Annotated in this window: 28 protein-coding genes; 24 read left to right on the top strand and 4 right to left on the bottom strand. The window is 60.0% G+C overall.

What is annotated here, in order from left to right; translation table 11 throughout:
• Positions 1 to 105 precede the first annotated feature (105 nt).
• Together BHU62_RS15525 and BHU62_RS15520 are read left to right on the top strand one after the other, a co-directional pair.
• On the top strand, positions 106 to 741 hold the full coding sequence (locus BHU62_RS15525; protein WP_073532802.1) for a DUF1007 family protein: 636 nt from the start codon (positions 106 to 108) through the stop codon (positions 739 to 741).
• Entirely contained in the window at positions 732 to 1,754 is a 1,023-nt protein-coding gene (locus tag BHU62_RS15520) for a nickel/cobalt transporter (RefSeq protein ID WP_073532801.1), read from the top strand. Before BHU62_RS15525 ends, BHU62_RS15520 begins: the two co-directional genes overlap by 10 nt.
• A 55-nt stretch (positions 1,755 to 1,809) precedes the next feature.
• Here the strand turns inward: BHU62_RS15520 and suhB are convergent, their stop codons facing one another.
• Complete coding sequence (gene suhB, locus BHU62_RS15515; protein ID WP_073532800.1) at positions 1,810 to 2,613, bottom strand: inositol-1-monophosphatase; 804 nt, start codon at positions 2,611 to 2,613, stop codon at positions 1,810 to 1,812.
• A gap of 119 nt (positions 2,614 to 2,732) precedes the next feature.
• Here suhB and trmJ point away from each other — a divergent pair, with 119 nt between their 5' ends.
• From trmJ to BHU62_RS15405, 22 genes are all read left to right on the top strand, one after another.
• Positions 2,733 to 3,467, top strand: a complete 735-nt coding sequence (trmJ, locus tag BHU62_RS15510) for a tRNA (cytosine(32)/uridine(32)-2'-O)-methyltransferase TrmJ (protein WP_073532799.1) — start codon at positions 2,733 to 2,735, stop codon at positions 3,465 to 3,467.
• Positions 3,468 to 3,660: 193 nt separating this feature from the next.
• Positions 3,661 to 4,155, top strand: coding sequence for a Fe-S cluster assembly transcriptional regulator IscR (gene iscR / locus BHU62_RS15505; protein ID WP_025159551.1), 495 nt, complete (start codon positions 3,661 to 3,663; stop codon positions 4,153 to 4,155).
• 54 nt (positions 4,156 to 4,209) lie between these two features.
• Positions 4,210 to 5,424: a cysteine desulfurase gene (iscS, locus tag BHU62_RS15500; protein WP_073532798.1), complete on the top strand. Its 1,215-nt coding sequence runs from the start codon at positions 4,210 to 4,212 to the stop codon at positions 5,422 to 5,424.
• 24 nt (positions 5,425 to 5,448) lie between these two features.
• Entirely contained in the window at positions 5,449 to 5,835 is a 387-nt protein-coding gene (iscU, locus tag BHU62_RS15495) for a Fe-S cluster assembly scaffold IscU (protein ID WP_004941408.1), read from the top strand.
• Between the two features lie 54 nt (positions 5,836 to 5,889).
• Positions 5,890 to 6,213: an iron-sulfur cluster assembly protein IscA gene (gene iscA, locus BHU62_RS15490; protein ID WP_004941410.1), complete on the top strand. Its 324-nt coding sequence runs from the start codon at positions 5,890 to 5,892 to the stop codon at positions 6,211 to 6,213.
• 62 nt (positions 6,214 to 6,275) lie between these two features.
• On the top strand, positions 6,276 to 6,797 hold the full coding sequence (hscB, locus tag BHU62_RS15485) for a co-chaperone HscB (protein ID WP_073532797.1): 522 nt from the start codon (positions 6,276 to 6,278) through the stop codon (positions 6,795 to 6,797).
• A 32-nt stretch (positions 6,798 to 6,829) separates the two neighbouring features.
• Positions 6,830 to 8,680 carry a Fe-S protein assembly chaperone HscA gene (gene hscA / locus BHU62_RS15480; RefSeq protein WP_073532796.1) on the top strand — a complete coding sequence of 617 codons (1,851 nt, stop codon included), beginning with the start codon at positions 6,830 to 6,832 and terminating at the stop codon, positions 8,678 to 8,680.
• A gap of 2 nt (positions 8,681 to 8,682) precedes the next feature.
• Complete coding sequence (gene fdx / locus BHU62_RS15475; RefSeq protein ID WP_004941417.1) at positions 8,683 to 9,018, top strand: ISC system 2Fe-2S type ferredoxin; 336 nt, start codon at positions 8,683 to 8,685, stop codon at positions 9,016 to 9,018.
• A gap of 147 nt (positions 9,019 to 9,165) precedes the next feature.
• Positions 9,166 to 9,366: a Fe-S cluster assembly protein IscX gene (gene iscX / locus BHU62_RS15470; protein ID WP_006327336.1), complete on the top strand. Its 201-nt coding sequence runs from the start codon at positions 9,166 to 9,168 to the stop codon at positions 9,364 to 9,366.
• Between the two features lie 83 nt (positions 9,367 to 9,449).
• Positions 9,450 to 10,745, top strand: a complete 1,296-nt coding sequence (gene pepB, locus BHU62_RS15465) for an aminopeptidase PepB (protein WP_073532795.1) — start codon at positions 9,450 to 9,452, stop codon at positions 10,743 to 10,745.
• An 89-nt stretch (positions 10,746 to 10,834) separates the two neighbouring features.
• Complete coding sequence (gene sseB / locus BHU62_RS15460; RefSeq protein ID WP_073532794.1) at positions 10,835 to 11,665, top strand: enhanced serine sensitivity protein SseB; 831 nt, start codon at positions 10,835 to 10,837, stop codon at positions 11,663 to 11,665.
• A gap of 162 nt (positions 11,666 to 11,827) precedes the next feature.
• A complete protein-coding gene (gene ndk, locus BHU62_RS15455; RefSeq protein WP_004941424.1) occupies positions 11,828 to 12,253 on the top strand; it encodes a nucleoside-diphosphate kinase in 426 nt (141 codons plus the stop codon).
• Between the two features lie 295 nt (positions 12,254 to 12,548).
• Complete coding sequence (locus BHU62_RS15450) at positions 12,549 to 13,745, top strand: bifunctional tRNA (adenosine(37)-C2)-methyltransferase TrmG/ribosomal RNA large subunit methyltransferase RlmN (protein WP_073532793.1); 1,197 nt, start codon at positions 12,549 to 12,551, stop codon at positions 13,743 to 13,745.
• A 99-nt stretch (positions 13,746 to 13,844) separates the two neighbouring features.
• Positions 13,845 to 14,594: a type IV pilus biogenesis/stability protein PilW gene (pilW, locus tag BHU62_RS15445; protein ID WP_060423976.1), complete on the top strand. Its 750-nt coding sequence runs from the start codon at positions 13,845 to 13,847 to the stop codon at positions 14,592 to 14,594.
• Positions 14,584 to 15,558, top strand: coding sequence for a cytoskeleton protein RodZ (gene rodZ / locus BHU62_RS15440; RefSeq protein ID WP_073532792.1), 975 nt, complete (start codon positions 14,584 to 14,586; stop codon positions 15,556 to 15,558). Before pilW ends, rodZ begins: the two co-directional genes overlap by 11 nt.
• A gap of 47 nt (positions 15,559 to 15,605) precedes the next feature.
• A complete protein-coding gene (gene ispG / locus BHU62_RS15435) occupies positions 15,606 to 16,727 on the top strand; it encodes a flavodoxin-dependent (E)-4-hydroxy-3-methylbut-2-enyl-diphosphate synthase (RefSeq protein WP_016929756.1) in 1,122 nt (373 codons plus the stop codon).
• A 139-nt stretch (positions 16,728 to 16,866) separates the two neighbouring features.
• Positions 16,867 to 18,141, top strand: a complete 1,275-nt coding sequence (hisS, locus tag BHU62_RS15430; RefSeq protein WP_073532791.1) for a histidine--tRNA ligase — start codon at positions 16,867 to 16,869, stop codon at positions 18,139 to 18,141.
• A 13-nt stretch (positions 18,142 to 18,154) separates the two neighbouring features.
• Positions 18,155 to 18,775: a YfgM family protein gene (locus tag BHU62_RS15425; RefSeq protein WP_073532790.1), complete on the top strand. Its 621-nt coding sequence runs from the start codon at positions 18,155 to 18,157 to the stop codon at positions 18,773 to 18,775.
• An 11-nt stretch (positions 18,776 to 18,786) separates the two neighbouring features.
• Positions 18,787 to 19,968 (top strand): outer membrane protein assembly factor BamB, encoded by a 1,182-nt coding sequence (gene bamB / locus BHU62_RS15420; RefSeq protein ID WP_073532789.1) that lies wholly within the window; start codon positions 18,787 to 18,789, stop codon positions 19,966 to 19,968.
• Between the two features lie 256 nt (positions 19,969 to 20,224).
• Positions 20,225 to 21,715: a ribosome biogenesis GTPase Der gene (gene der / locus BHU62_RS15415; RefSeq protein ID WP_019452357.1), complete on the top strand. Its 1,491-nt coding sequence runs from the start codon at positions 20,225 to 20,227 to the stop codon at positions 21,713 to 21,715.
• 99 nt (positions 21,716 to 21,814) lie between these two features.
• Complete coding sequence (locus tag BHU62_RS15410; protein ID WP_073532788.1) at positions 21,815 to 22,771, top strand: AEC family transporter; 957 nt, start codon at positions 21,815 to 21,817, stop codon at positions 22,769 to 22,771.
• A gap of 13 nt (positions 22,772 to 22,784) precedes the next feature.
• The gene (locus BHU62_RS15405; RefSeq protein ID WP_073532787.1) at positions 22,785 to 23,006 is read left to right on the top strand and encodes a zinc ribbon domain-containing protein; all 222 of its coding nucleotides are present in this window, start codon (positions 22,785 to 22,787) and stop codon (positions 23,004 to 23,006) included.
• 4 nt (positions 23,007 to 23,010) lie between these two features.
• Here BHU62_RS15405 and BHU62_RS15400 read toward each other — a convergent pair whose 3' ends face one another.
• The 3 genes from BHU62_RS15400 to BHU62_RS15390 form a co-directional block, all read right to left on the bottom strand.
• Positions 23,011 to 23,352, bottom strand: a complete 342-nt coding sequence (locus BHU62_RS15400) for a protealysin inhibitor emfourin (RefSeq protein ID WP_073532786.1) — start codon at positions 23,350 to 23,352, stop codon at positions 23,011 to 23,013.
• Positions 23,352 to 24,377, bottom strand: a complete 1,026-nt coding sequence (locus BHU62_RS15395) for a M4 family metallopeptidase (RefSeq protein ID WP_073532785.1) — start codon at positions 24,375 to 24,377, stop codon at positions 23,352 to 23,354. The genes BHU62_RS15400 and BHU62_RS15395 overlap by 1 nt, the downstream gene beginning before the upstream one ends.
• A 62-nt stretch (positions 24,378 to 24,439) precedes the next feature.
• Positions 24,440 to 25,501, bottom strand: a complete 1,062-nt coding sequence (locus BHU62_RS15390) for a LacI family DNA-binding transcriptional regulator (protein WP_073532784.1) — start codon at positions 25,499 to 25,501, stop codon at positions 24,440 to 24,442.
• Positions 25,502 to 25,670: the final 169 nt, after the last annotated feature.

Raw genomic sequence — 25,670 nt, 5'->3', positions numbered from 1 at the left:
GGCTTTTACTTCGGCTTACAACTTTCGTCACAAATATCGCCGGGAGAGGCGGCCATTTGGTGCAAGTTTATGTTACGTTATAACAAATGCAGGTAAGGCAGGATAATGATGAAGTTACGTCGTCTTTTGGCCGCTATTGGCGCCGTGTTCAGCGCCGGCGCAGTTGCCCATCCGCACAGTTTTATCGACATGAACACCACTTTTGTCGCCAGGGATCAGCAACTGGTCGGTTTGAAAATGGTGTGGGTGATGGATGAAATCACCTCGGCGGATCTGCTTTACGATGCGAAGAATGCCAAGAGCGATTCGGAAGTGTGGAAAAAGCTGGCGGCGGAAGTGATGGCCAACGTGCTGGGGCAGCACTATTTCACCGATCTGTACCGTAACGGCAAGCCGGTGAAGTACCTGAATCTACCCAGCGAATACCATCTGTCGCGCCAGGGCAACCAGGCGGTGCTGGAGTTCGTGCTGCCGTTGGCCGAGCCGCAGCCGTTGGCGGGCAAGCCGTTTGAGCTTTCTACCTATGATCCGACCTATTTTGTCGATATGACCTATAAAAATCCCAATGCGCTGCACCTGCCGCCGGAGATGGCCGAACTGTGCAGCTACAAGTTGATGACGCCGAAACCTAATGCGTCGCTGCAGGCCTATGCGCTGTCGCTCGACAAGAACGACTCGCCCGGCGAAGACATGGCGCTGGGGCAACAGTTCGCTCAGCGGGTGACGCTACAATGTCGATAAACCTCTCTCAATCGGCGGTTCGCCGGCGCCATTGGGCCCTCGGCCTGTGGCCGCTGCTGCCGTTTACGCTGGCGCTGGCGGCGGCCGCGCTGTTGGCGTGGCACTATTGGCCGCAGTTGCTGATGCAGAGCGTGGTATGGCAAAAAGCGCTGCACCAGCAGATGGCGGGATTGTTGCAGCAAGTGAAGGCCGAGCCGCAGCAGGCCGGACTGGCGCTGATGCTGTTCAGCCTCGGCTACGGCGTCTTGCATGCGCTCGGCCCCGGCCACGGCAAAGTGGTGATCGCCACCTATCTGGCCACCCACCCGGCGCGGTTGAAAAGCAGCCTGAAATTGACTTTCGCCGCCTCGCTGGTGCAAGGAGGGGTGGCGATCGCGTTGGTCACGCTGATGCTGGTGGTATTGCAACTCTCCTCGCGCCAGCTGCACCAAAGCAGTTTTTGGCTGGAGAAGGGCAGTTTTATTCTGGTCATGCTGCTTGGCGTGCTGTTGAGCTGGCGCGCGTTAAAGCGCTTGTCTGCGGCGATCAAGGCAATGCGCCCGGCACCGGCGCTGCGCATCAACAGTCTGACGCCGCTGGCGGCGGATCATGTGCACAGCGCCAACTGCGGCTGCGGCCATCGGCATATGCCGAGCGACAGCGAGCTGCAGGCGGGAAGCGACTGGCGCACCCAGACCGCCATCGTGCTGGCGATGGGCATGCGTCCCTGTTCGGGGGCGATTTTGGTGCTGCTGTTCTCCAAGGTGATCGGCGTCTTCGGCTGGGGCGTGATCTCGGCGCTGGTGATGGCGTTCGGCACGTCGTTGACGATCTCCATGCTGGCGCTACTGGTGCATTACAGCCGCCGCTTGGCGGTGCGCCTCAGCCGTTCGCGCGCGCCAGCCGCCTGGAGTGCGGTGGCCTGGGGCACGCTGGCGCTGGCTGGCGGACTGATCTTATTGGCCGCCGGGCTGTTGCTGTATGCCGGCGCGCAGCCGGAATTCGGCGGTGGCATTAGGCCCTTCTCCCGCTAACGGGCATAAAAAAAGCGCTGCCGAAGCAGCGCTTTTTTCGATTCGCTTTTGGCGATTAACGCTTCAGCGCTTCGCTCAGTTCTTCACGCATGTTCGCCAGCATGGCTTTCACGACGCGCGGGTTGCCCGCTACCACGTTACCGGAGCTGAAGTGGTTGTGGCCGCCGACGAAGTCGGTCACCAGGCCGCCGGATTCACGCACCAGCAGTTCACCCGCAGCGAAGTCCCACGGCTTCAGGCCGATTTCGAAGAAACCGTCCACGCGGCCGGCGGCAACGTAGGCCAGATCCAGTGCAGCGGAACCGGTGCGGCGGAAGTCCGCGCACTGGGTGAACAGTTTGCTGACCACGTTGATGTATGGGGTCGCGTGCTGTTTGACTTTGAACGGGAAGCCGGTCGCCAGGATGGTGCCATCCAGATCTTTGGCGTTGGTGCCGCGCAGGCGGTAACCGTTGAGCTGTGCGCCCTGGCCGCGGGTGGCGGTGAACAGTTCGTTGCGCATCGGATCGTAAACCACGGCCACTTCAGTACGGCCTTTGATGCGTACGGCGATGGAAACGGAGAAATGAGGGAGACGTTTGATGAAGTTTGCAGTGCCATCCAGTGGATCGATCACCCATTGCACATCGCGATCTTCGCCGATCAGCTCACCGCGTTCTTCGCTAACGATGCAATGTTGCGGATAAGACTTGCGGATGACGTCGATGATCAGATGCTCTGCATCGCGATCGACGTTGGTGACGAAGTCGTTGGTCCCTTTCTGGCTCGCTTCTACAGCGTCCGGGGTTTCGTAGTTTTTGGCAATCAGGTTACCGGCCTTGCGCGCAGCGCGCACGGCGATAGTCAGCATCGGATGCATGGGTATCTTCCAACTAGGATGTTAAAGAACAGGAAACGGCGCGAAGTATAGCAGCTGTTCGGCAAATTGCCTATGGCTGTGTTAAGATGCTGCGATTTTCCGCTACGCTCAGAGTTTGTATGCTGCACAATATCCGCATTGTTCTGGTAGAGACTTCACATACCGGCAACATGGGCTCGACCGCCAGAGCCATGAAAACCATGGGTTTAACCAACCTTTATCTGGTTAATCCGCTGATCAAACCCGATTCCCAGGCCATCGCCTTGGCCGCCGGCGCCAGCGACGTGATCGGCAACGCCACCATCGTTGACACTCTCGACGACGCCATCGCAGGTTGCAGCCTGGTGGTGGGCACCAGCGCGCGCTCCCGCACCTTGCCGTGGCCGATGCTGGAGCCGCGCGAATGCGGCGTACGCGCGGTGCACGAAGGCGAGCACGCGCCGGTGGCGCTGGTGTTCGGCCGCGAACGCGTCGGGTTGACCAACGATGAACTGCAGAAGTGCCACTACCACGTCGCCATTCCGGCCAACCCGGATTACAGCTCGCTGAACCTGGCGATGGCGGTGCAGATCCTGGCGTATGAAGTGCGCGTGGCTTACCTCGATCGCCAACAGGCGGGTGCGCCGCAGCTGGAAGAGACGCCGTATCCGCTGGTGGACGACCTCGAGCGTTTCTATCAGCACCTGGAGCAGACGCTGCAGCGCACCGGCTTTATTCGCCCGTCCCATCCGGGGCAGGTGATGAGCCGCCTGCGCCGGCTGTTCACCCGCGCTCGCCCGGAAGGGCAGGAACTGAATATCCTGCGCGGCATGCTGACGTCGATCGAGAAACAGGACAAACAGCAAGGCAATTAATTGATGCGGCGTAACGGTTAGCGGCAATAGTATTAGTTATCCAAAGGTTATAACATGTATTTTATATACCTTTGTTCTTGCTCAGTGCAAAACGTGCTAATACTTGAGTTAATTACTAGGTTAAATAGTTGACTGATTTACTCAGGAATGTCAGACTTTCGGCCATATTTGACCAACAGGTAACCATTGAGCTATGAGACTGACATCCAAAGGCCGTTATGCCGTAACCGCTATGCTCGACGTAGCACTGCATTCCCAGGAAGGGCCGGTGCCACTGGCGGATATTTCCGAACGCCAGGGTATTTCGCTCTCTTATCTGGAACAATTATTCTCCCGTCTGCGCAAGAATGGCCTGGTGGCCAGCGTGCGCGGTCCGGGCGGTGGTTATCTGCTGGGTAAAGACGCGGGTGAGATCGCCGTTGGCGCTGTCATCACTGCCGTCGATGAATCGGTAGATGCAACCCGTTGCCAGGGCAAAGAAGGCTGTCAGGGCGGCGATCGCTGCTTGACCCACGCCCTGTGGCGCGATCTGAGCGAGCGCATCAGCGGGTTCCTGAACAACATTACGCTGGCTGAACTGGTCAACAACCAGGAAGTGCTGATGGTGGCGGATCGTCAAAACAACGATACGCGCCGCACGGCCAACGGTCGTCCGCAAGAAACTATCAACGTTAATCTGCGCGCATAAGCAGCTGGCGAAATCATTTTAGTTTTTGGAAGTGATGTACGGAGCACAAGAGCAATGAAATTACCGATTTATCTGGATTACTCAGCAACGACGCCGGTCGACCCGCGCGTTGCTGAGAAGATGATGCAGTTTTTGACCCTGGACGGCACTTTCGGCAACCCGGCTTCCCGTTCCCACCGTTTCGGTTGGCAGGCGGAAGAGGCGGTAGACATCGCCCGTAACCAAATTGCCGAACTGGTGGGTGCCGACCCGCGCGAAATCGTCTTCACCTCCGGGGCGACCGAATCCGACAACCTGGCGATCAAAGGCGCTGCCAATTTCTATCAGAAAAAAGGCAAGCACATCATCACCAGCAAAACCGAACACAAAGCCGTGCTGGACACCTGCCGTCAGCTGGAGCGCGAAGGGTTTGAAGTGACCTATCTGGCGCCGCAGAGCAACGGTATCATCAGCCTGCAGGATCTCGAAGCGGCGATGCGCGATGACACCATTCTGGTTTCTATCATGCACGTCAACAACGAAATCGGCGTGGTGCAGGACATCGAAGCGATCGGCGAAATGTGCCGCGCGCGCGGTATCATCTACCACGTTGACGCCACCCAGAGCGTGGGCAAACTGCCTATCGATCTGAGCAAGCTGAAAGTCGATCTGATGTCGTTCTCCGGCCACAAAATCTATGGCCCGAAAGGCATCGGCGCGCTGTACGTGCGTCGCAAGCCGCGCATCCGCATCGAAGCGCAGGTACACGGCGGCGGTCACGAACGCGGCATGCGTTCCGGCACCCTGCCTGTTCACCAGATCGTCGGCATGGGCGAAGCTTACCGCATTGCCAAAGCAGAGATGACCGAAGAGATGGCGCGTCTGCGCACTCTGCGCGATCGTCTGTGGAACGGCGTGAAAGATATGGAAGAAGTGTATCTGAACGGCGATCTGGAGCACGGCGCACCGAACATCCTGAACGTCAGCTTCAACTATGTTGAAGGCGAGTCGCTGATCATGGCGCTGAAAGACCTGGCCGTTTCCTCCGGTTCAGCCTGCACCTCCGCCAGCCTCGAACCGTCCTACGTGCTGCGCGCACTGGGCATGAGCGATGAACTGGCGCACAGCTCGATCCGTTTCTCCCTGGGGCGTTTCACCACGGAAGAAGAGATCGACTACACCATTCAGCTGGTGCGTAAATCCATCGGCCGTCTGCGCGACCTGTCCCCGCTGTGGGAGATGTTCAAGCAGGGCGTGGATATCAACAGCATCGAATGGGCGCATCATTAATTCTCAGGTTTCAGGAGCAAGGTCATGGCTTACAGCGAAAAAGTAATCGATCATTATGAAAACCCGCGCAACGTGGGTTCTTTCGACAACGAAGATCCTACCGTCGGCAGCGGCATGGTAGGGGCGCCGGCTTGCGGCGACGTGATGAAGCTGCAAATCAAAGTTAACGATGAAGGCATCATCGAAGACGCGCGCTTTAAAACTTACGGCTGCGGTTCCGCCATCGCCTCCAGCTCGCTGGTGACCGAATGGATGAAAGGCAAGTCGCTCGATCAGGCTGAAGCGATCAAAAACACCCAGATCGCCGAAGAGCTGGAATTGCCGCCGGTCAAAATTCACTGCTCGATCCTGGCTGAAGACGCCATCAAAGCAGCGATTGCCGACTATAAGAGCAAGCATAGCGCCAAGTAATTTTTCTGAGTCGGCCCGGCCGCGCCGGGCTTTGATGTGAAGTGTGAGGTTGTGATGTCTATTACCATGAGCGACAGCGCTGCGCAGCGTGTTCAGGCGTTTTTGACGAACCGCGGCAAAGGTCTCGGCCTGCGTCTGGGAGTGCGAACTTCCGGCTGCTCCGGGATGGCGTATGTGCTGGAATTTGTTGACGAAGCCAACGATGACGACATCGTGTTTGAAGACAAAGGCATCAAGGTGATCATCGACGGCAAGAGCCTGGTCTACCTTGACGGCACCGAGCTTGATTTCGTTAAGGAAGGCCTGAACGAAGGCTTCAAGTTCAACAACCCGAACGTCTCAAGCGAATGCGGCTGCGGCGAGAGTTTCAACGTCTGACAGTCCATCGTGCTCCCCCGTTTCGGCGGGGGAACTTCATCCGCTAACGCCCAGAGCACGCTATGGATTACTTTACTTTATTCGGGCTGCCAGTTCGCTACACCGTGGACGGCAGCCTGCTTGCGTCCCGCTTCCAGGATCTGCAGCGCCAATTCCACCCCGATCGTTTCGCCAACCAGCCGGAGCGCGAACGCCTGATGGCGTTGCAGCAGGCGGCGACCATCAATGAAGCCTACCAGGCGCTGAAGCACCCATTAAAACGCGCGGAGTATATGCTATCTTTGCACGGCTTCGATCTGGGCAACGAACAGCATACGATGCGCGATACCGCGTTTCTGATGGAACAGCTGGAGCTGCGCGAGGAGCTCGACGCCATTGAGCGCAAGCCGGAGGCGGAAAGCCTGCTGGCCGATTTCGGCGCGCGGCTGGCCGTTTCGGTCAAACAGCGCAGCGCGCTGATGCTGCAGCAGCTGGACGGCGAGCAATGGGCGGACGCCGCCGACACCGTGCGCAAGCTGCGCTTTTTGGACAAACTCCAGCAACAGGTTGAACAACTCGAAGAAAAACTGCTGGGTTTTGAGTAACACCTTCTGATTCTGATTGTGGAAGCTTCAACATGGCCTTATTACAAATTAGTGAGCCTGGCCTCAGCGCCGCGCCGCACCAGCGGCGTCTGGCCGCCGGCATCGACTTAGGCACCACCAACTCGCTGGTCGCCACGGTGCGCAGCGGGCAGGCGGAAACGCTGGCCGACGAACAGGGCCGCCATTTGCTGCCTTCGGTGGTGCATTATCAGGCGGACGCACAGCGCGTCGGCTGGGAGGCGCGCCAACAGGCGGCGCAGGATCCGGCCAATACCGTCAGCTCCATCAAACGCATGATGGGCCGTTCGTTGGCGGACGTGCAGCAGCGTTACCCGAACCTGCCGTATCAATTCCAGGCCAGCGACAACGGCCTGCCGCTGATCGTCACCGCTGCCGGCCCGGTTAACCCGGTCGGCGTCTCCGCCGATATCCTGCGGGCTCTGTCCGCGCGCGCGCAAGCGGCGCTGGAAGGGGAGCTGGACGGCGTGGTGATCACCGTGCCCGCCTATTTCGACGACGCGCAACGCCAGGGCACTAAAGACGCGGCGCGTCTGGCCGGCCTGCACGTCCTGCGCCTGTTGAACGAACCGACCGCAGCGGCGATCGCCTACGGGCTGGATTCCGGCCGGGAAGGGGTGATCGCGGTTTACGATCTGGGCGGCGGCACTTTTGATATTTCTATTCTGCGCCTCAGCCGCGGCGTGTTCGAAGTGTTGGCGACCGGCGGCGATTCCGCGCTGGGCGGCGACGACTTCGATCACCTGCTGGCCGACTGGCTACGCGAGCAGGCCGGCGTGGCCGATCGCAGCGACCACGGCGTGCAGCGCCAACTGCTGGATGCCGCCATTGCCGCCAAAATCGCGCTGAGCGATGCCGACAGCGTGCGCGTCGAAGTTGCCGGCTGGCAGGGCGACGTGACCCGCGCCCAGTTTGAGGCGCTGATCGCCCCGCTGGTGAAACGCACGCTGATGGCCTGCCGCCGTGCGCTGAAAGACGCCGGCGTCGCCGCCGACGAAGTGCTGGAAGCGGTGATGGTCGGCGGTTCCACCCGCGTGCCGCTGGTGCGTGAGCAGGTGGGCGCCTTCTTTGGCCGCACGCCGCTGACGTCGATCGACCCGGATAAAGTGGTCGCCATCGGCGCCGCGATCCAGGCCGATATTCTGGTGGGCAACAAGCCGGACAGCGACATGCTGTTGCTGGACGTGATCCCGCTGTCGCTGGGCCTGGAAACCATGGGCGGTCTGGTGGAGAAAGTGATCCCGCGCAACACCACCATTCCGGTGGCGCGCGCGCAGGAGTTCACCACCTTTAAAGACGGCCAGAGCGCGATGATGATCCATGTGCTGCAGGGGGAGCGCGAACTGGTGCAGGACTGCCGTTCGCTGGCGCGCTTTACGCTGCGCGGCCTGCCGCCGCTGCCTGCCGGGGGCGCGCACATTCGCGTGACCTTCCAGGTGGACGCCGACGGTCTGCTGAGCGTCACCGCGATGGAGAAATCCACCGGCGTCGAAGCGTCGATCCAGGTCAAGCCGTCCTACGGTCTGTCGGACAGTGAAATCGCCGGTATGATCAAGGATTCGATGGCCAACGCGCAAAGCGACGTGGGCGCGCGCAAGCTGGCGGAGCAACGCGTGGAAGCGGCGCGAGTGCTGGAAAGCCTGCAGGGCGCGCTGGCCACCGACGCCGCGCTGCTGAGCGAGACGGAAAGCCAGGCGATCGCCGCCGCGACCCAGGCGTTGCAGCAGGCGGTGCAGGGGGAAGATCCCGCCGCTATCGAAGACGCCATCAAAACATTAGATGCACAAACGCAAGATTTTGCCGCACGCCGCATGGACGCTTCCATTCGCCGCGCGCTGGCTGGCCATTCTGTGGATGAGGTTTAACCATGCCTAAAATTGTTTTCCTGCCCCATCAAGATCTTTGCCCGGAAGGGGCGGTTCTGGAAGCTGAAAAAGGGGAGTCGATCCTCAACGTTGCGCTGCGCAACGGCATTGAAATCGAGCACGCCTGCGAGAAATCCTGTGCCTGCACCACCTGCCACTGCATCGTGCGTGAAGGCTTCGATTCGCTGGAAGAGAGCAGCGAGCTGGAAGACGACATGCTGGACAAAGCGTGGGGGCTGGAGCCGGAAAGCCGTCTGAGCTGCCAGGCGCTGGTCGCCGACGAAGATCTGGTGGTCGAAATGCCGCGCTACACCGTCAACCACGCGCGTGAGCATTGATACCCATTGTCTTTCAAGCCGCAGCGTTGTTGGCTGCATGCGTTCACCCCAGTCACTTACTTGAGTAAGCTTCTGGGGATTCGCGCACTTGCCGCCTAGCTGCACCGTGAAATCCAGTGGGTATCCTTGAATGAGAGGAAGGAAATAATGGGACTGAAGTGGACCGACAGCCGTGAAATCGGCGAAGCCCTGTACGACCAATACCCGGACACCGATCCGAAAACCGTGCGTTTTACCGACATGCATCAGTGGATCTGCGATCTGGAAGAGTTCGACGACGATCCGCAGGCTTCCAACGAAAAAATACTGGAAGCGATCCTGCTGGTCTGGTTAGATGAAGCGGAGTAAATAGCGTAACGGGCTGCCATGGGCGGCCCGTTTATTTTGTATCCGACAAGATTAATAAAAGAATAATCCGGAGTAAGAAGGCTATGACAACAGAATTCATGCAAGTCACGTTATCGCAACAACCTGCCGACGCCCGTTGGGGCGAGAAAGCGCTGCTGAGCACCAACGGCGAAGGGATGACCATCCATCTGACCGGCGCCGACAAGCTGGGCGCGATCCAGCGCGCAGGCCGCAAAATCGATGGTCAGGGCATCAAAAACGTCAAGCTGGCCGGCGACGGTTGGGATTTGGAAAACAGCTGGGCGTTCTGGCAGGGCTACCGCGGGCCGAAAGGGCAGCGCAACGTCGAATGGGCCGAACTGCCGGAAGCCGCGCGTCAGGAGCTGGATAAGCGCCTGAAGATCGTTGACTGGGTGCGCGACACCATCAACATGCCGGCGGAAGAGCTGGGGCCTGAACAACTGGCGACCCGCGCCGTCGATCTGATGTGCGACGTCGGCTGCGAGGCCGTCAGCTACCGTATCACCAAGGGCGAAGATCTGCGCGAGCAGAACTATGCCGGCATCCACACCGTCGGCCGCGGTTCCGAGCGCCCGCCGGTGCTGCTGGCGCTGGACTTCAACCCGACCGGTAACCCGGATGCGCCGGTGTTCGCTTGCCTGGTCGGCAAGGGCATCACCTTCGATACCGGCGGTTATAGCCTGAAACAGAGCGCCTTTATGGATTCGATGAAGGCTGACATGGGCGGCGCGGCCACCATTACCGGCGCTCTGGCGCTGGCGGCGGCGCGCGGTCTGAAGCAGCGCGTGAAGCTGTACTTGTGCTGCGCCGACAACATGGTCAGCGGCAACGCTTTCAAACTGGGTGACATCATTCGTTACCGCAACGGCAAAACCGTCGAGGTGATGAACACCGATGCGGAAGGGCGCCTGGTACTGGCCGACGGCCTGATCGACGCCGCCGAGCAGAATCCGCAGCTGATTATCGACTGCGCCACCCTGACCGGCGCGGCGAAAACCGCGGTAGGCAACGACTATCACGCGCTGTTCAGCTTCGACGACGCATTGGCGCAGGAGCTGCTGAGCAGCGCAGCCGCCGAGCACGAGCCGTTCTGGCGTCTGCCGCTGGCCGAGTTCCACCGCAGCCAGCTGCCGTCCAACTTCGCCGAGTTGAACAACGTGGCCGGCCCGGCTTACACCGCCGGCGCTAGCACCGCAGCCGCTTTCCTGTCGCACTTCGTCAAGAACTACCAGCAAGGCTGGCTGCACATCGACTGTTCCGCCACCTACCGTAAAGGCGCGGTGGAGCAGTGGGCGGCCGGTGCAACCGGTCTGGGCGTGCGCGCCCTGGCCAATCTGCTGCTGAGCAAAGCCAAGTAATTGAACGCCCGCCGCGTCGGGCGCTAGAATACGCATTATCTTCGGGGCCCAGCATGCTGGGCCTCGCTATTTGATCCCTGGAGTTTGCCATGAGTTCCCATCATCACGATGCCGCCCCGAGCGAGAACGAGCTTGAACGCCTGCTGAAGCTGGCGGTGACGGAGCCGGCCCACCGCCCGGCGTTCTTCCGTGAACTGCTCGACGCCACGGTGCTGATCCTCGGCGACAGCGAACAGGTGCAGCAAGACGGCGACATCACGCTGAACGCGGATACGTCGGTCAATATCCAGCATTGGGAAAAGCAGGACGGCGGGAGCATCATTCCGTTCTTCACCTCGCTGGAGGCGCTGCAGAAAGCCGTCGAGGACGAGCAGCCGTTCATCGCCATGCCGGCGCGGGTGCTGTTCGAAATCACCCAGGGCGCGGATCTGTTCCTCAACCCGAAGGCGGAATACGGCAAGGAGTTCTACCCGGAAGAGGTAGCGATGCTGCTGGCGAGCGGGGGCGTCATTAAACCGGTGGAACATTACGTCGACAAAGAGACCCAAATTCTGCTGGGGCAGCCCGAAGAATACCCGTCGGCGATGGTGGACGCGCTGACCACGCTGTTTAGCCAGCGCAAGCCGGTGCGCCGTGCGTTTCTGGCGCTGATGCACGACCAGGCGGCGGACGAGAAGCCGAATCTGCTGATCGGTCTGGAAGTAGAGGCTGAGCCGGCGGAGATCGAGGCGTTGATCAACGAGGCCGGCAGCGTCGCCAGCGAAACGGCGCCAAATGACGAACCGGTAGATTTTTGCCTGGTGTCGGAGAAAGAGCGCGGTATCAGCCATTACCTGATCTCCCATACGCAGCCGTTTTATCAGCGCCGTTGGGGCAGCTGGCTGCGCAATTTGATCCCGTCCACCGACAAGACCCAGTAACGTCGGCGCGTCACCGAAAATGGCGAATGAAGATCATATTTTTTTAATGAAATGTTGATTTTCCCGTAGGCAAGCGTTAACGGCGCACATATAATCTGCGCCACTTGAGAAGGCCGGCAACATTGCAGACCGGCCTGTTTTGGAAGTCATACAGAGGCCATCATGACCGTAGAACGTACCTTTTCCATCGTTAAACCAAACGCTGTAGCCAACAACGACATCGGCGCTATCTACGCTCGTTTCGAGCGCGCCGGTTTCAAAATCATCGCCGCTAAAATGCTGCGTCTGACTCGCGAGCAAGCTGAAGGCTTCTACGCTGAGCACAAAGGCCGCCCATTCTTCGACGGTCTGGTTGAGTTCATGACCTCTGGCCCAATCATGGTGCAGGTTCTGGAATCTGAAAACGCCGTGCAGCGCAACCGCGACATCATGGGTGCAACCAACCCGGACAACGCCCTGGCCGGCACCCTGCGCGCCGACTACGCGGACAGCTTCACCGCTAACGCCGTTCACGGTTCCGACTCCGTTGAATCCGCACAGCGTGAAATCGCTTACTTCTTCAACGAAAGCGAAATCTGCGCACGTTAATCCCCGCTGTCTTTCAAGCCGCAGCATTGTTGGCTGCAACTTGAAATCCATAAGGGATCATGAGCGAAGTTTGCATGGCGCGAGATGTATTCACCGGCTGAAACAATAAAAATGCCCTGAATGCCTTTCAGCCATAGCCACCCGCTACTAAAATTTGTACAATGCCGCGCCCCTGATAAGACGACTTGTCAGGGGCGCGTTTTTAGTGCCGCCACCCGAATCATGCGGGCTGAATGCACAACTTACTTTCCATTCTTTAGCGCCATAACGTGTAATAACGAGGCCAGAGATCATTATGTTAGAACCCATCACGTCTGAGCACACCGTGTCTGAAAATAATTCGCTGACTACCCCATCCGTTAACGCGGAGCAACCGGCCGTGGCCAAAATCAACCTGCTGGATCTGAATCGTCAGCAAATGCGCGAGTTCTTCGCCAAAATGGGTGAGAAACCGTTCCGCGCCGACCAGGTGATGAAGTGGATGTACCACTACTGCTGCGACGATTTCGAGCAGATGACCGACATCAACAAAGTGCTGCGCGCCAAGCTGCAGCGCGTGGCGGAAATCCGCGCGCCGGAAGTGGCGGAAGAACAGCGTTCAGCCGACGGCACCATTAAATGGGCAATCAAGGTGGGCGATCAGCAGGTCGAAACCGTGTATATCCCTGACGGCGACCGTGCCACCCTGTGTGTCTCTTCCCAGGTGGGTTGTGCGCTGGAGTGCAAATTCTGTTCGACCGCCCAGCAGGGCTTCAACCGCAACCTGCGCGTGTCGGAAATCATCGGCCAGGTGTGGCGCGCGGCGAAAATCATCGGCGCGCTGAAAGTCGCCGGCGAACGCCCGATCACCAACGTGGTGATGATGGGCATGGGGGAGCCGCTGCTCAACCTGAACAACGTGGTGCCGGCGATGGAAATCATGCTGGACGACTTCGGTTTCGGCCTGTCCAAGCGCCGTGTGACCCTGTCCACCTCCGGCGTGGTGCCGGCACTGGACAAGCTGGGCGACATGATCGACGTGGCGCTGGCGATCTCGCTGCATGCGCCGAACGACACCATCCGCGATGAGATCGTGCCGATCAACCGCAAGTACAACATCGAGACCTTCCTGGCCGCGGTGCGCCGCTATCTGGAGAAATCCAACGCCAACCAGGGCCGGGTCACCGTCGAGTATGTGATGCTGGATCACATCAACGACAGCACCGACGACGCGCATCAGCTGGCGGAAGTGCTGAAAGACACCCCGTGCAAGATCAACCTGATCCCGTGGAACCCGTTCCCGGGCGCACCTTATGGCCGCAGCTCCAACAGCCGGGTGGATCGTTTCTCCAAAGTGTTGATGGAATACGGCTTTACGACTATTGTTCGTAAAACCCGTGGTGACGACATCGACGCCGCCTGCGGACAACTGGCGGGAGAAGTGATCGACCGTACCAAGCGTACCCTGAAAAAGAAAATGGCCGGGGAACCTATCAACGTGCGGGCGGTCTGAATCCTATAGCACCATTTTTTTGTTATCTAACAGCCTGTTATGCGAGAAGTTAACGCTGGCGGGCGTAAGATGACGGCCGATAAGGAAATGAATGCGGGCATGAAGCTGAAACTGTGGGGTGTGTGGCTGGCGGCCGGATTGTTGGCCGGGTGTTCCGGTTCAGCGCCGGAAAAGGAAGCACAAGTCTCTGAAGCGGGCCAGACGCGGTTGCAGCTGGGCCTGGAGTACCTGCAGCAAGGCGACATGGACGCCGCGCGCCAGAACCTGGAAAAGGCGCTGGACGCGGCTCCGCAGGATTACCGCACGCAGTTGGGCATGGCGCTCTACGAGCAGCGGATCGGTGAAAATGCCGCGGCTGAACAGCGCTACCGGCAAGCGCTTAAACTTGCGCCAGGCAATGGCACCGTGTTGAATAATTACGGTGCGTTTCTTTGCGGTTTAGGGCAGTATGTACCGGCGCAACAGCAGTTTAGCGCTGCGGCGCTGGTGCCTGATTACGGTCAGGTCGCCGACAGCCTGGAAAACGCAGGTTACTGTTTTCTCAAGGCCGGACAAAACGACGAGGCGCGCACGCTGTTGAGCCGCGCGCTGAAGGTCGATCCGGACAAAGGCACTCCGCTGCTGGCGGAGGCTGAAAAGCAATTTGGAGAAGGGAAGCGCGCCCAGTCGCAACTTTTATTGGATGTTTATCAGCATGTTCTGCCGGCCAGCGCCAGCAGCTTATGGTTACAGATTCGTTTCGCCGCGTTAGCCGGCCGTCAGGATAGCGTTCAACGCTATGGCAAGCAGCTAGCGCGAAGTTTTCCACAATCCAAACAGTACCAGCAGTTCTTAGCTAATGAATACTGAAGCCTCCCAAGATAAAACCGTATCCATGACGACGGGCCAGCGCCTGCGTCAGGCCCGTGAGCAACTCGGGCTGAGCCAACAGACCGTTGCAGAACGCCTGTGTCTCAAAATGTCCACCGTGCGCGATATCGAGGAAGACAGCGTGTCTGCTGACCTCGCGTCTACCTTTGTGCGCGGCTATATCCGTTCCTACGCCAAGCTGGTGCATTTGCCGGAAGACGAATTGCTGCCGATGATGGCCAAGCAGGCGCCGTTGAAGATGGCGAAAGTGGCGCCGATGCAAAGCTTCTCGCTGGGCAAACGCCGCAAAAAACGCGATGGCTGGCTGATGAGTTTCACCTGGCTGATCGTGTTCGTGGTGATTGGCCTGACCGGCGCCTGGTGGTGGCAAAACCACAAAGCGCAGCAGGAAGAGATCGCCACCATGGCCGATCAGACTTCCGCGCAGCTTTCACAGCATAACGAAGGGCAGTCCGTGCCGCTGACCGACGGCAACGTCGACGCCGGCACCAACGTGCCGTTGACCGACAACAGCGCCGCGCCGGCCGATACCGGCGCAACGGCTCAGGCGCCGGCGGCTACCGCTCAGGCGCCAGGTGCGGCCCAGCAGCAGCCTGCCGTGGTGTCGCCAAGCCAGACGACCCTGCCGGAAACCACCCCGGCGGCACAAGCGCCGCTGCCGACCGCCGATGCAGGCGTTGCCGCGCCGGCGGCCGATCCGAACGCGCTGGTGATGGACTTCTCAGCCGACTGCTGGCTGCAGGTGACCGACGCCGGCGGCAAAACGCTGTTCAGCGGCATCCAGAAGAAAGGCGGTAAGCTGAACCTGACCGGGACCGCGCCGTACAAACTGACCATCGGCGCGCCGGCGGCAGTACAGATCCAGTATCAGGGTAAGCCGGTTGATTTAAGCCGGTTCGTTAAGTCAAACCGTGTTGCTCGCCTGACCGTCGCCGCGCAGTAATCGCGCGGCCCCGGTCGTGATGTCAGAGCAGCAATGGAGAGTAAGTAATGCATAACCAAGCGCCCATCAACCGTCGAAAATCTACACGTATTTACGTCGGCAAGGTGCCTATTGGTGATGGCGCACCGATTGCCGTACAGTCGATGACCAACACTCGTACCACCGATGTTGAAGCAACGGTTAATCAGATCAAAGCGCTGGAGCGCGTGGGCGTCGATATCGTCCGCGTTTCGGTTCCTACCATGGACGCCGCCGAGGCGTTCAAGCTGATCAAGCAGCAGGTCAACGTGCCGCTGGTCGCCGATATCCACTTCGATTATCGCATCGCGCTGCAGGTTGCCGAATACGGCGTAGACTGCCTGCGCATCAACCCGGGCAACATCGGCAACGAATCGCGCATTCGCTCGGTGGTGGACTGCGCCCGTGACAAGAACATCCCGATTCGCATCGGCGTCAACGGTGGCTCGCTGGAAAAAGACCTGCAGGAAAAGTACGGCGAACCTACGCCGGAAGCGCTGCTGGAATCCGCCATGCGCCATGTGGACATCCTCGATCGCCTTAACTTCGACCAGTTTAAAGTCAGCGTCAAGGCGTCGGACGTGTTCCTGGCGGTGCAATCCTACCGCCTGCTGGCCTCGCGCATCGATCAGCCGCTGCATCTGGGTATCACCGAAGCCGGCGGCGCACGCAGCGGATCGGTCAAATCGGCCATCGGCCTGGGCATGCTGCTGTCTGAAGGCATCGGCGACACCCTGCGCATTTCGCTGGCGGCGGATCCGGTCGAAGAGGTGAAGGTCGGTTTCGACATCCTGAAGTCGCTGCGCATCCGCGCGCGCGGCATCAACTTCATCGCCTGCCCGACCTGTTCGCGTCAGGAGTTCGACGTGATCGGCACGGTGAACGCACTGGAACAGCGCCTGGAAGACATCATTACGCCGATGGACGTTTCGATCATCGGTTGCGTGGTGAACGGCCCGGGCGAAGCGCTGGTGTCCACCATGGGCGTGACCGGCGGCCACAAGAAGAGCGGCTTCTATGAAGACGGCGTGCGCCAGAAAGAGCGTTTCGACAACGAACAGATGATCGACCAGCTGGAAGCGAAGATTCGCGCCAAGGCCGCGATGATGGATGAAAGCAACCGCATCACGGTCAATCTGCTGGAAAAATAAGCGTTATCGCTACACGGCGGGCCTGTTGGCCCGCTTGTTTATGAACCTGAAGGGCAGAAAACCGCATCCGCGTTGAATACCGGGCGGCAAAGTCCCTATAATCGGGTTCATTTTTACAGACAACGGACAGAGAACTCACGTGGCAAAGAACATTCAAGCCATTCGCGGCATGAACGACTACCTGCCGGAAGAAACGGCATTATGGCAGCGTATTGAAGGCACCCTCAAGCAGGTGCTGGGCGGCTACGGTTACAGCGAAATCCGGTTGCCGATTGTAGAGCAGACCCCGTTATTCAAACGCGCGATCGGCGAAGTGACCGACGTCGTGGAAAAAGAGATGTATACCTTCGAAGACCGCAACGGCGAAAGCCTGACGCTGCGTCCGGAAGGGACGGCCGGCTGCGTGCGCGCCGGCATCGAACATGGTCTGCTGTACAATCAGGAACAGCGTCTGTGGTACATCGGCCCGATGTTCCGCTACGAGCGCCCGCAGAAGGGCCGCTACCGTCAGTTCCACCAGCTGGGTGCGGAAGTGTTCGGCCTGCAAGGCCCGGACATCGACGCCGAGCTGATCCTGCTGACCGCGCGCTGGTGGAAAGCGCTGGGCATCGCCGAGCACGTCAAGCTGGAGCTGAATTCCATCGGTTCGCTGGAAGCGCGCGCCAACTACCGCGATGCGCTGGTGGCGTTCCTGGAGCAGCACGTCGACGTGCTGGACGAAGACTGCAAGCGCCGCATGTACAGCAACCCGCTGCGCGTGCTGGACTCCAAGAATCCTGAGGTGCAGGCGCTGCTGAACGACGCGCCGCGCCTGTCCGAGTACCTGGATGAAGAATCCCGGGCTCACTTCGCCGGTCTGTGTGAACTTTTGGCGCAGGCGGGTATCCCATATACCGTTAACGAGCGCCTGGTGCGCGGTCTGGATTACTACAACCGCACCGTGTTCGAGTGGGTGACCACCAGCCTGGGCGCACAGGGCACCGTGTGCGCGGGCGGCCGTTACGACGGCCTGGTTGAGCAACTGGGCGGGCGTGCGACGCCGGCGGTCGGTTTCGCCATGGGCCTGGAGCGTCTGGTGCTGCTGGTGCAGGCGGTTAACCCGGAATTCAAGGCGCCGTCGGCTATCGACGTGTACGTCATCTCGTCCGGCGCGGGTACCCAGAGCGCGGCGATGCAGCTGGCTGAACAGGTGCGCGACGTGGCGCCGCAGCTGAAGCTGATGACCAATTACGGCGGCGGCAACTTCAAGAAGCAGATCACCCGTGCGGACAAATGGGGCGCGCGCATTGCGCTGATCCTGGGTGAGAGCGAAGTGGCGGCGCAGCAGGTGGTGGTGAAAGACCTGCGCAGTGGTGAACAAGAAACGCTGGCGCAAAGCGAAGTCGCTGCGCGTCTGGCTTTGATGTTAGGTTAAGGAGAAGGACACCGTGGAAGTCTATACCACTGAAAACGAACAAGTCGACGCACTGCGTCGGTTCTTTGCCGAAAACGGCAAAGCGCTGGCGGTGGGCGTGGTGCTCGGAATTGGTGCCCTGTTCGGCTGGCGTTACTGGCAGAGCCACGAGAACGCCAACATGATGGCTGCGTCGCAATCCTATCAGGAAGCCAGCGATCGTCTGGCGGCCGGCAAGCCGGATGACGTGGCTGCCGCGGAAAAATTTGTCCAGGCTAACGGCAACAGCTACGGCGTATTGGCCGCGCTGCAGTTGGCCAAGCACTTTGTCGAACAGAATGATTTCGCCAAGGCGGAGCAGCAATTGGCGCTGGCGCAGGGCCAGACCAAAGACGACAACCTGTTGGCGATGATCGACCTGCGTCTGGCGCGTGTCCAGCTGCAGGAGAAAAAGCTGGATGAAGCGCTGAAAACGCTGGATGGCGTGAAAGGCGAAGGCTGGGCGGCGATGACGCAGGACGTGCGCGGCGACGTGTTGCTGGCCAAGGGCGACGCCAAGGGCGCGCGCGAAGCTTACAGCAAAGGCATTGAGTCCAACGCTTCTCAGGCGCTGCAGGTCTTGCTGCGCATGAAATTGAATAATTTGTCCAGCTAAGGGGAATTCCCATGCAATTGCGTAAAACACTCTTGGTCGGACTGGTTTCCGCTGCCTTGCTGAGTGGTTGCTCGCTGTTTAACAGCGAAGAAGACGTGGTTACCATGTCGCCGTTGCCGAAAGTTGAAAATCAGTTTACGCCGAATAAGGCGTGGAGCACCTCGGTCGGCGACGGCGTCGGTGAGTATTACTCCCACCTGCGTCCGGCCTATCAGGACAGCACCATTTACGCCGCCGATCGCTTCGGCATCGTGAAAGCGATGGACGCCGACAGCGGCAACGAAAAGTGGAAGGTCAATCTTTCCGAGAAGACCGGCTTCTTATCCAGCAACCTGTCTGCGCTGCTGTCGGGTGGTCTGACTGTCGCGGGTGACAAGATTTACGTCGGCAGCGAAAAAGCGGTGGTTTACGCATTGAACACCGCCGACGGCGCTATCGCCTGGCAGACCAAGGTGGCCGGTGAGGCGATCTCCCGCCCGGTTGTCAGCGACGGCATGGTGTTGGTGCACACCTCCAACGGCATGCTGCAGGCGCTGAACGAAGCCGATGGCGCGGTGAAGTGGACGGTTAACCTGGACATACCTTCGCTGTCGCTGCGCGGTGAATCCGCGCCGGCCGTCGCTTTTGGCGCCGCCATCGTCGGTGGTGACAACGGCCGCGTCAGCGCGGTACTGATGCAGCAGGGCCAACTGATCTGGCAACAGCGCATTTCTCAACCGAGCGGCGCGACCGAAATCGATCGCCTGAACGACGTGGACACCACGCCGGTGATCGTTGACGGCGTAGTCTACGCGCTGGGTTACAACGGCAACCTGACGGCGCTGGATCTGCGTTCCGGTCAGATCATCTGGAAACGCGAGCTGGGTTCGGTGAATGATTTCATCGTTGACGCGGGCCGCATCTACCTGATCGACCAGAACGATCGCGTGGTGGCACTCAGCACCGAAGGCGGTGTGACCGTGTGGACGCAGAGCGATCTGCTGCACCGCAACCTGACGCCGCCGGTGATGTATAATGGTTATCTGGTGACCGGTGACGCTGAAGGCTATCTGCACTGGGTCAACACCACCGATGGCCGTTTTGTCGCCCAGCAGGAAGTGGATAGCTCCGGCTTCCTGTCTGCGCCGATGGTGGCCGGCGACAAGCTGGTCATCCAGGCTCGCGGCGGGAAAGTTTACGCTTTCACCCGCTAACGCCGCTCGTCGTGGCCCTTCTTGCACCCGAAAGTTTTCGGGTTGCAGCCAGGCGGCAAGCGCATGAGTCCTCGGGAGCTTAGTGAACTAAGTGACCGGGGCGAAGGTGCGCAGACAACGCCGCTGTGGCGCGAAAGATGAAGGGGAAAACGGCTCCTGAGTGTTCAGGGGCCGTTTCGTATTTTTATAAGCTGCACCGTTGGTGTCTATCCACAGTGCAGTAACGCATTGATTATTAAGTAATGAGGCTTCAACAATGATACCTGTCGTCGCGCTGGTCGGGCGCCCGAATGTGGGTAAATCCACCTTGTTCAACCGTTTAACACATACGCGCGATGCGCTGGTGGCGGATTTCCCGGGGCTGACGCGTGACCGCAAGTATGGTCGTGCTGAAATCGAAGGCAATGAATTCATCATCGTCGATACCGGCGGTATCGACGGCACCGAGGACGGCGTCGAAACGCGCATGGCCGGCCAGTCGTTGCTGGCGATCGAAGAAGCGGACATCGTACTGTTCATGGTCGACGCCCGCGCCGGCCTGATGCCGGCCGATCAGGGCATTGCCCAGCACCTGCGCAGCCGCCAGAAGGCGACCTTCCTGGTGGCCAACAAGACTGACGGTCTGGATCCGGACACCGCTACCGCCGATTTCTACTCGCTCGGCCTGGGCGAAGTGTTCGCTATCGCCGCTTCCCACGGCCGCGGCGTGACCCAGCTGATCGAACATGTGCTGGTACCGTTTGTGCCGGAAAAACCGGAAGACGTCGAGCTGACCGAGGAAGAGGCCAACGCCGCTTACTGGGCTGAGCAAAACGGCGAAACGTTGGAAGGCGAAGAAGACGAAGAGCCGGAAGAAGAGTTCAATCCGCAGGATCTGCCGATCAAGTTGGCGATCGTCGGCCGCCCGAACGTCGGTAAGTCTACGCTCACTAACCGCATCCTCGGCGAGGAGCGCGTGGTGGTGTACGACATGCCGGGCACCACCCGCGACAGCATCTACATTCCGATGGTACGTGACGAACGTGAATACGTGCTGATCGACACCGCCGGGGTGCGCAAACGCGGCAAGGTGACGGAAACCGTCGAGAAATTCTCGGTGATCAAGACCCTGCAGGCGATTGAAGATGCCAACGTGGTGCTGTTGGTGATCGATGCGCGTGAAGGCATTTCCGATCAGGATCTCTCGCTGCTCGGCTTTATCCTCAATAGTGGGCGCTCACTGGTGATTGCGGTCAACAAGTGGGACGGCATGAGCGAAGAAGATCGCGAGCACGTGAAAGAGATGCTCGATCTGCGCCTGGGCTTCGTCGACTTCGCGCGCGTGCACTTCATTTCCGCGCTGCACGGCAGCGGTGTCGGCAACCTGTTCGAATCGGTGCAGGAAGCCTACGAGTGCGCGACCCGTCGGGTAAACACCTCGATGCTGACCAAAATCATGCAGATGGCGGTTGACGATCACCAGCCGCCGTTGGTACGCGGCCGCCGCGTGAAGCTGAAATACGCCCACGCCGGCGGTTACAACCCGCCGATCGTGGTGATCCATGGCAACCAGGTCAGCGACCTGGCCGATTCGTACAAGCGCTATCTGATGAACTACTTCCGCCGCTCGCTGAACGTGATGGGGACGCCGATCCGTATCCAGTTCAAAGAGGGCGACAACCCGTTCGCCGGCAAACGCAACCTGCTGACACCGACCCAGATGCGTAAGCGCAAGCGCCTGATGAGCCACCTGAAAAAGAGCAAGTAATCGCTCATGAGGGGCGCGGCAGTGATGCCGCGCCCCTTTTTTATTGGCCTGAAATCGTTTTATTATCTGAAGATTACCTCGCCTGCCTGAAGGAACACCATGTCCTGGAAAACCTGGAGTTTTGCGTTCAACGTCACCGTGCCGAATCTGTTGATGATGCTGCTGGGGATCCTGCTGCGCCATTGGCGCCTGATGGATGACCGTTTCGTCGACGGCGCGACCCGCCTGGTGTTCAATCTCGCGCTGCCGTGCCTGCTGTTTTTCAGCATTGCCACCAACCACCCGCAGCTGCTCGGCAACCTGCCGCTGGTGCTGTTCGGCGCGCTGGCCACGTTGGCGACCTTCCTGCTGCTGGAGCTGGCGGCCAAGTGGCTGGTGAAAGAGCCGCGGGAGCGCGGGGTGTTCGTGCAGGGCGGCTTTCGCGCCAATACCGCCATCGTCGGCCTGGCCTACGCCATGACCGCCTACGGCAGCGAAGGGATCGCGCTCGCTTCGCTGTACCTGACGGTGACGGTGATCCTGTTCAACGTGCTGTCGGTGATCACCCTGACGCGCAGCTTGCACGGCGGGCAGGGCAAAAAAATCAGCCATCTGTCGCTGTTGCGCAGCATCGTCACCAACCCATTGATCATCGGCCTGGTGTGCGGGCTGGCGTATGCGCAAACCGGGCTGGGCATCCCGCAGGTGATCCGCCAGACCGGCAGCTATATCTCCGCGTTGTCGCTGCCGTTGGCGCTGCTGTGCACCGGCGCCAGTCTGGATTTCCGCGCCATGTTCCGCTCGTCCAATGTGGCGGCGCTGTCGTCGGCGGCCAAGCTGTTTCTGGTGCCGTTGCTGATGACGCTCGCCGGCTGGCTGTGCGGGTTCCAGGGGGCTGCGCTGGGCATCATCTTCCTGTTTTCCGCCACGCCGACCGCTTCAGGCAGCTATGTGATGACTCGCGCCATGGGCGGCAACGCCACGCTGGCGGCGAATATTATCGCCATCACCACCGTCGGTTCGTTCTTCACCACCGCGTTGGGGATCTATTTCTTGCGCTCATGGGGCGCAATTTAACCTGGGAGTCGTTATGGAAGCGCATTGTCCACAATGTCGTCAGACCATGAATTGGGTAGCGGGTCACTACCATTGTGAAGCCTGTCAGCGCGATTATCGGCAGCTGGCGAGCTGCCCGGAATGCGGGCAGCCGCTGCAAGAGTTGAAAGCCTGCGGCGCGGTGGATTACCTGTGCCAGAACGGGCACGGGCTGATCTCCAAAAAGCGTGTGCTCTTCAGTTATCAGCCGTTGTAAGCCCTCACTCATCCACCTGGCCGGTCTTCCACAGATCCACCAGCGCCTGCGGCGCGCTGCTTTCCGGGATTAACAGCACGATCTCGCTGCTCAGGGTGGGGCTGGTATAGTTGATCTGCACGCGATAGTAGCGCTGGTCGCCGCAGCCGGGGGAGTTGGGTTGGCCCTCTTCCCGGGCATAGGGCAGCGTCTGGTTCAACAACTGATTCAGACGCTGCCGCTGCTCCGGCGTGATATCGGCCAGCGCGATGCGCCGCTGGCCCGCCAGCTTGGGAATGTAGGCGAAGCCTCCCTCGCGTGCCAGCTCAATGACCGTATCCTGATTGAGCGTCGGCAGCGGTTTCATTATTCCACCCCCACCTGATGCCAGGCTTGCTGCACCTTGTCCGCCACGTTCTGATCGAAGCGCTCTCGCGCATGTTTCACCGTGGCGTGGGCGAAGGTGGCGAAGTCGGCGTTCTGCGGCAGCGCTTTGTCGCACACCGTGTCATACCAGACGTAGCCGGCTTTTTCCCAGGCGAAACCGCCCAGCGCCGTCGCCGCCAGATAGAAAGCGCGGTTAGGGATGCCGGAGTTGAGGTGCACGCCGCCGTTGTCTTCCTTGGTCTGGATGTAATCCTGCATACTGGCGGGCTGCGGGTCTTTGCCCAGCAGCGGGTCGTCGTAGGCGGTGCCGGGCGCCGACATCGAGCGCAGCCCTTTGCCTTTGACACCCTTGGCGAGCAGCCCGGCACCGATCAGCCAGTCGGCCTGGTTGGCGGTTTGCTGCAGGTGGAATTGCTTGACCAGCGAGCCGAACACGTCGGACAGCGACTCGTTGAGCGCCCCGGACTGCTGGTAGTAAATCAGCCCGGCTTCGCTCTCGGTCACGCCGTGTGCCAGTTCGTGGCCGACCACGTCGATGGCGATGGTGAAGCGGTTGAAGATCTCGCCGTCGCCATCGCCGAACACCATCTGCTGGCCGTTCCAGAAGGCGTTCTGGTACTCTTCGCCGTAGTGCACGCTGCCGGTCAGCGGCAGCCCTTTGTTATCCAGCGAATTGCGCCGATAGGCTTGCCAGAAGAAATCGTAAGTGACGCCGAGATACTCGTAGGCTTCATCCACCGCCACGTCGTGATTGCTGGGCTGCCCCTCTTTGCGCACCTGTTTGCCGGGCAGTTGGGTGCAGTTCTGGGCATCGTAGATATCGCGGATCGCTTCACCGGCTCTGGCGTTTCTTTCCGTCAGCGAGCGCAGCGGCTTGTTGCCGAGCAGGCTTTGCACGTGGTTCAGGGTGTGCAGCGCGCAGTCGCGCTGCGGGGCGTTGCCGTGCTCAATGATGCGGCGCAGCATGTAGGGAGGAATGACGGAACGCATGCGCTGGGTTGGCATAGTGGCTCTCCTTAGGCAAAAATTTTACCTCATCGAATGAATGCACTGTGCCTAAGTGTAGCCTACTCGTCATACCGCCTGTGGTCATGCGTGCTCACCGCCGGCGCGGTCTGGTGCGGGCTGATGTGCCGCACCGAGGCGCGCACCGCCAGCCGGCCGTGCAGCAACAGGTTGCACGGCGGGGCGTCGGCGCGCAGCATGCGCCGCTGCAGCAGTTGGATCGCCTCGTAACCCAGTTCGTCGCGCGGGACCTGTACCGAGGTTAGCGGCACATCATGGCGTTCCGCCAGGTTGAAGCCGTCGGCGCTCATCACCGAGACGTCGTCCGGCACGCGCAGCCCGAGCTTATTGAGCGCTTTGACCGCGCCCAGCGCCATGTCGTCGCCGTCGGCCAGGATCGCCGTCGGCAACGGGGTGCGGCCGCTGATGCTTGTCAGGTAGGTGGTCAGCGCCTGCTCGGCCGCTTCGCTGTCGAAACCGGACGCGGTGAGCAGATGGCGGCCGTCGTCGAACGGCCGATGATGCCGGGCGTAAGCCTGCCGGATGCCCGCCAGCCGCAGCGACATAGTGTGGGGACTCTGCAGGATGAGGATATGGCTGTGCCCTTGCTGGAACAGGTAGTTGGCGGAGTAGTCGCCGATCAACAGATGATCCGGCGAGACGCTGTCCAGCCGCATCTGCCGATCGCTGCAGTTGATCAGCACGCAAGGCTTGCGCAGATCGGCGGCCAGCGTGTGGATGTGCTCGTCGTCGATGCCGATGAGCAGCGCCGCTTCGGTGTACGGCTCGTGCATCTTTTCCAGAAACAGCGCGCCGTCGCTGTGCCGCTCTTCCAACCCGCAGTAGCGGATGCGCACCTCATGTTGCATCAGCGCGGTGGCGATGCCCTGGATGACCCTGTCGTAGATGATGTCGGTGCGCTGCGGCGCGAACACCATCAGGTTGTTCAGCATCAGCCGGCCGCTGGAAATACCCTGCAGAATGCCGTTTTGCTGCGCGTAAGCCAACACCTTGCGGCGCGCCTCGGCGCTGGTGTTGGCCTTGCCCGCCAGCACGCGGGAAACGGTGCTGATCGACAGCCCGGTTTGGCGGGCTATCTCCTGAATTTTCAGCTTTCCGTTCATTTTGCGATCTCCTTAAAATTCGTCCATGAGCATATTTTTACTGCGGCTTTTCAGCATCCTGGCCGACTTTTCCGGCCATTATGACCATTTTTTCACCCACCTGTGAAAATCTTTGCAAAAAAACAGTTTCACTGGGGAGCCTGCATTGATAGAGCCGTTTTATCGGTGC

The sequence above is a fragment of the Serratia marcescens genome, assembly GCF_001902635.1.
GTDB classification, from domain to species: Bacteria; Pseudomonadota; Gammaproteobacteria; order Enterobacterales; family Enterobacteriaceae; genus Serratia; species Serratia marcescens_F.
The sequence above is the reverse complement of the archived record's forward strand: the minus strand, read 5'-3'. Positions and strand labels throughout refer to the sequence as shown.

Excerpts from the sequence above, each read along its gene's own strand:
- BHU62_RS15525 (WP_073532802.1), top strand. The coding sequence starts at position 106 with ATGATGAAGTTACGTCGTCTTTTGGCCGCTATTGGCGCCGTGTTCAGC.
- BHU62_RS15520 (WP_073532801.1), top strand. The coding sequence starts at position 732 with ATGTCGATAAACCTCTCTCAATCGGCGGTTCGCCGGCGCCATTGGGCC.
- suhB (WP_073532800.1), bottom strand. The coding sequence starts at position 2,613 with ATGCATCCGATGCTGACTATCGCCGTGCGCGCTGCGCGCAAGGCCGGT.
- trmJ (WP_073532799.1), top strand. The coding sequence starts at position 2,733 with ATGCTGCACAATATCCGCATTGTTCTGGTAGAGACTTCACATACCGGC.
- iscR (WP_025159551.1), top strand. The coding sequence starts at position 3,661 with ATGAGACTGACATCCAAAGGCCGTTATGCCGTAACCGCTATGCTCGAC.
- iscS (WP_073532798.1), top strand. The coding sequence starts at position 4,210 with ATGAAATTACCGATTTATCTGGATTACTCAGCAACGACGCCGGTCGAC.
- iscU (WP_004941408.1), top strand. The coding sequence starts at position 5,449 with ATGGCTTACAGCGAAAAAGTAATCGATCATTATGAAAACCCGCGCAAC.
- iscA (WP_004941410.1), top strand. The coding sequence starts at position 5,890 with ATGTCTATTACCATGAGCGACAGCGCTGCGCAGCGTGTTCAGGCGTTT.
- hscB (WP_073532797.1), top strand. The coding sequence starts at position 6,276 with ATGGATTACTTTACTTTATTCGGGCTGCCAGTTCGCTACACCGTGGAC.
- hscA (WP_073532796.1), top strand. The coding sequence starts at position 6,830 with ATGGCCTTATTACAAATTAGTGAGCCTGGCCTCAGCGCCGCGCCGCAC.
- fdx (WP_004941417.1), top strand. The coding sequence starts at position 8,683 with ATGCCTAAAATTGTTTTCCTGCCCCATCAAGATCTTTGCCCGGAAGGG.
- iscX (WP_006327336.1), top strand. The coding sequence starts at position 9,166 with ATGGGACTGAAGTGGACCGACAGCCGTGAAATCGGCGAAGCCCTGTAC.
- pepB (WP_073532795.1), top strand. The coding sequence starts at position 9,450 with ATGACAACAGAATTCATGCAAGTCACGTTATCGCAACAACCTGCCGAC.
- sseB (WP_073532794.1), top strand. The coding sequence starts at position 10,835 with ATGAGTTCCCATCATCACGATGCCGCCCCGAGCGAGAACGAGCTTGAA.
- ndk (WP_004941424.1), top strand. The coding sequence starts at position 11,828 with ATGACCGTAGAACGTACCTTTTCCATCGTTAAACCAAACGCTGTAGCC.
- BHU62_RS15450 (WP_073532793.1), top strand. The coding sequence starts at position 12,549 with ATGTTAGAACCCATCACGTCTGAGCACACCGTGTCTGAAAATAATTCG.
- pilW (WP_060423976.1), top strand. The coding sequence starts at position 13,845 with ATGAAGCTGAAACTGTGGGGTGTGTGGCTGGCGGCCGGATTGTTGGCC.
- rodZ (WP_073532792.1), top strand. The coding sequence starts at position 14,584 with ATGAATACTGAAGCCTCCCAAGATAAAACCGTATCCATGACGACGGGC.
- ispG (WP_016929756.1), top strand. The coding sequence starts at position 15,606 with ATGCATAACCAAGCGCCCATCAACCGTCGAAAATCTACACGTATTTAC.
- bamB (WP_073532789.1), top strand. The coding sequence starts at position 18,787 with ATGCAATTGCGTAAAACACTCTTGGTCGGACTGGTTTCCGCTGCCTTG.
- der (WP_019452357.1), top strand. The coding sequence starts at position 20,225 with ATGATACCTGTCGTCGCGCTGGTCGGGCGCCCGAATGTGGGTAAATCC.
- BHU62_RS15410 (WP_073532788.1), top strand. The coding sequence starts at position 21,815 with ATGTCCTGGAAAACCTGGAGTTTTGCGTTCAACGTCACCGTGCCGAAT.
- BHU62_RS15405 (WP_073532787.1), top strand. The coding sequence starts at position 22,785 with ATGGAAGCGCATTGTCCACAATGTCGTCAGACCATGAATTGGGTAGCG.
- BHU62_RS15400 (WP_073532786.1), bottom strand. The coding sequence starts at position 23,352 with ATGAAACCGCTGCCGACGCTCAATCAGGATACGGTCATTGAGCTGGCA.
- BHU62_RS15395 (WP_073532785.1), bottom strand. The coding sequence starts at position 24,377 with ATGCCAACCCAGCGCATGCGTTCCGTCATTCCTCCCTACATGCTGCGC.
- BHU62_RS15390 (WP_073532784.1), bottom strand. The coding sequence starts at position 25,501 with ATGAACGGAAAGCTGAAAATTCAGGAGATAGCCCGCCAAACCGGGCTG.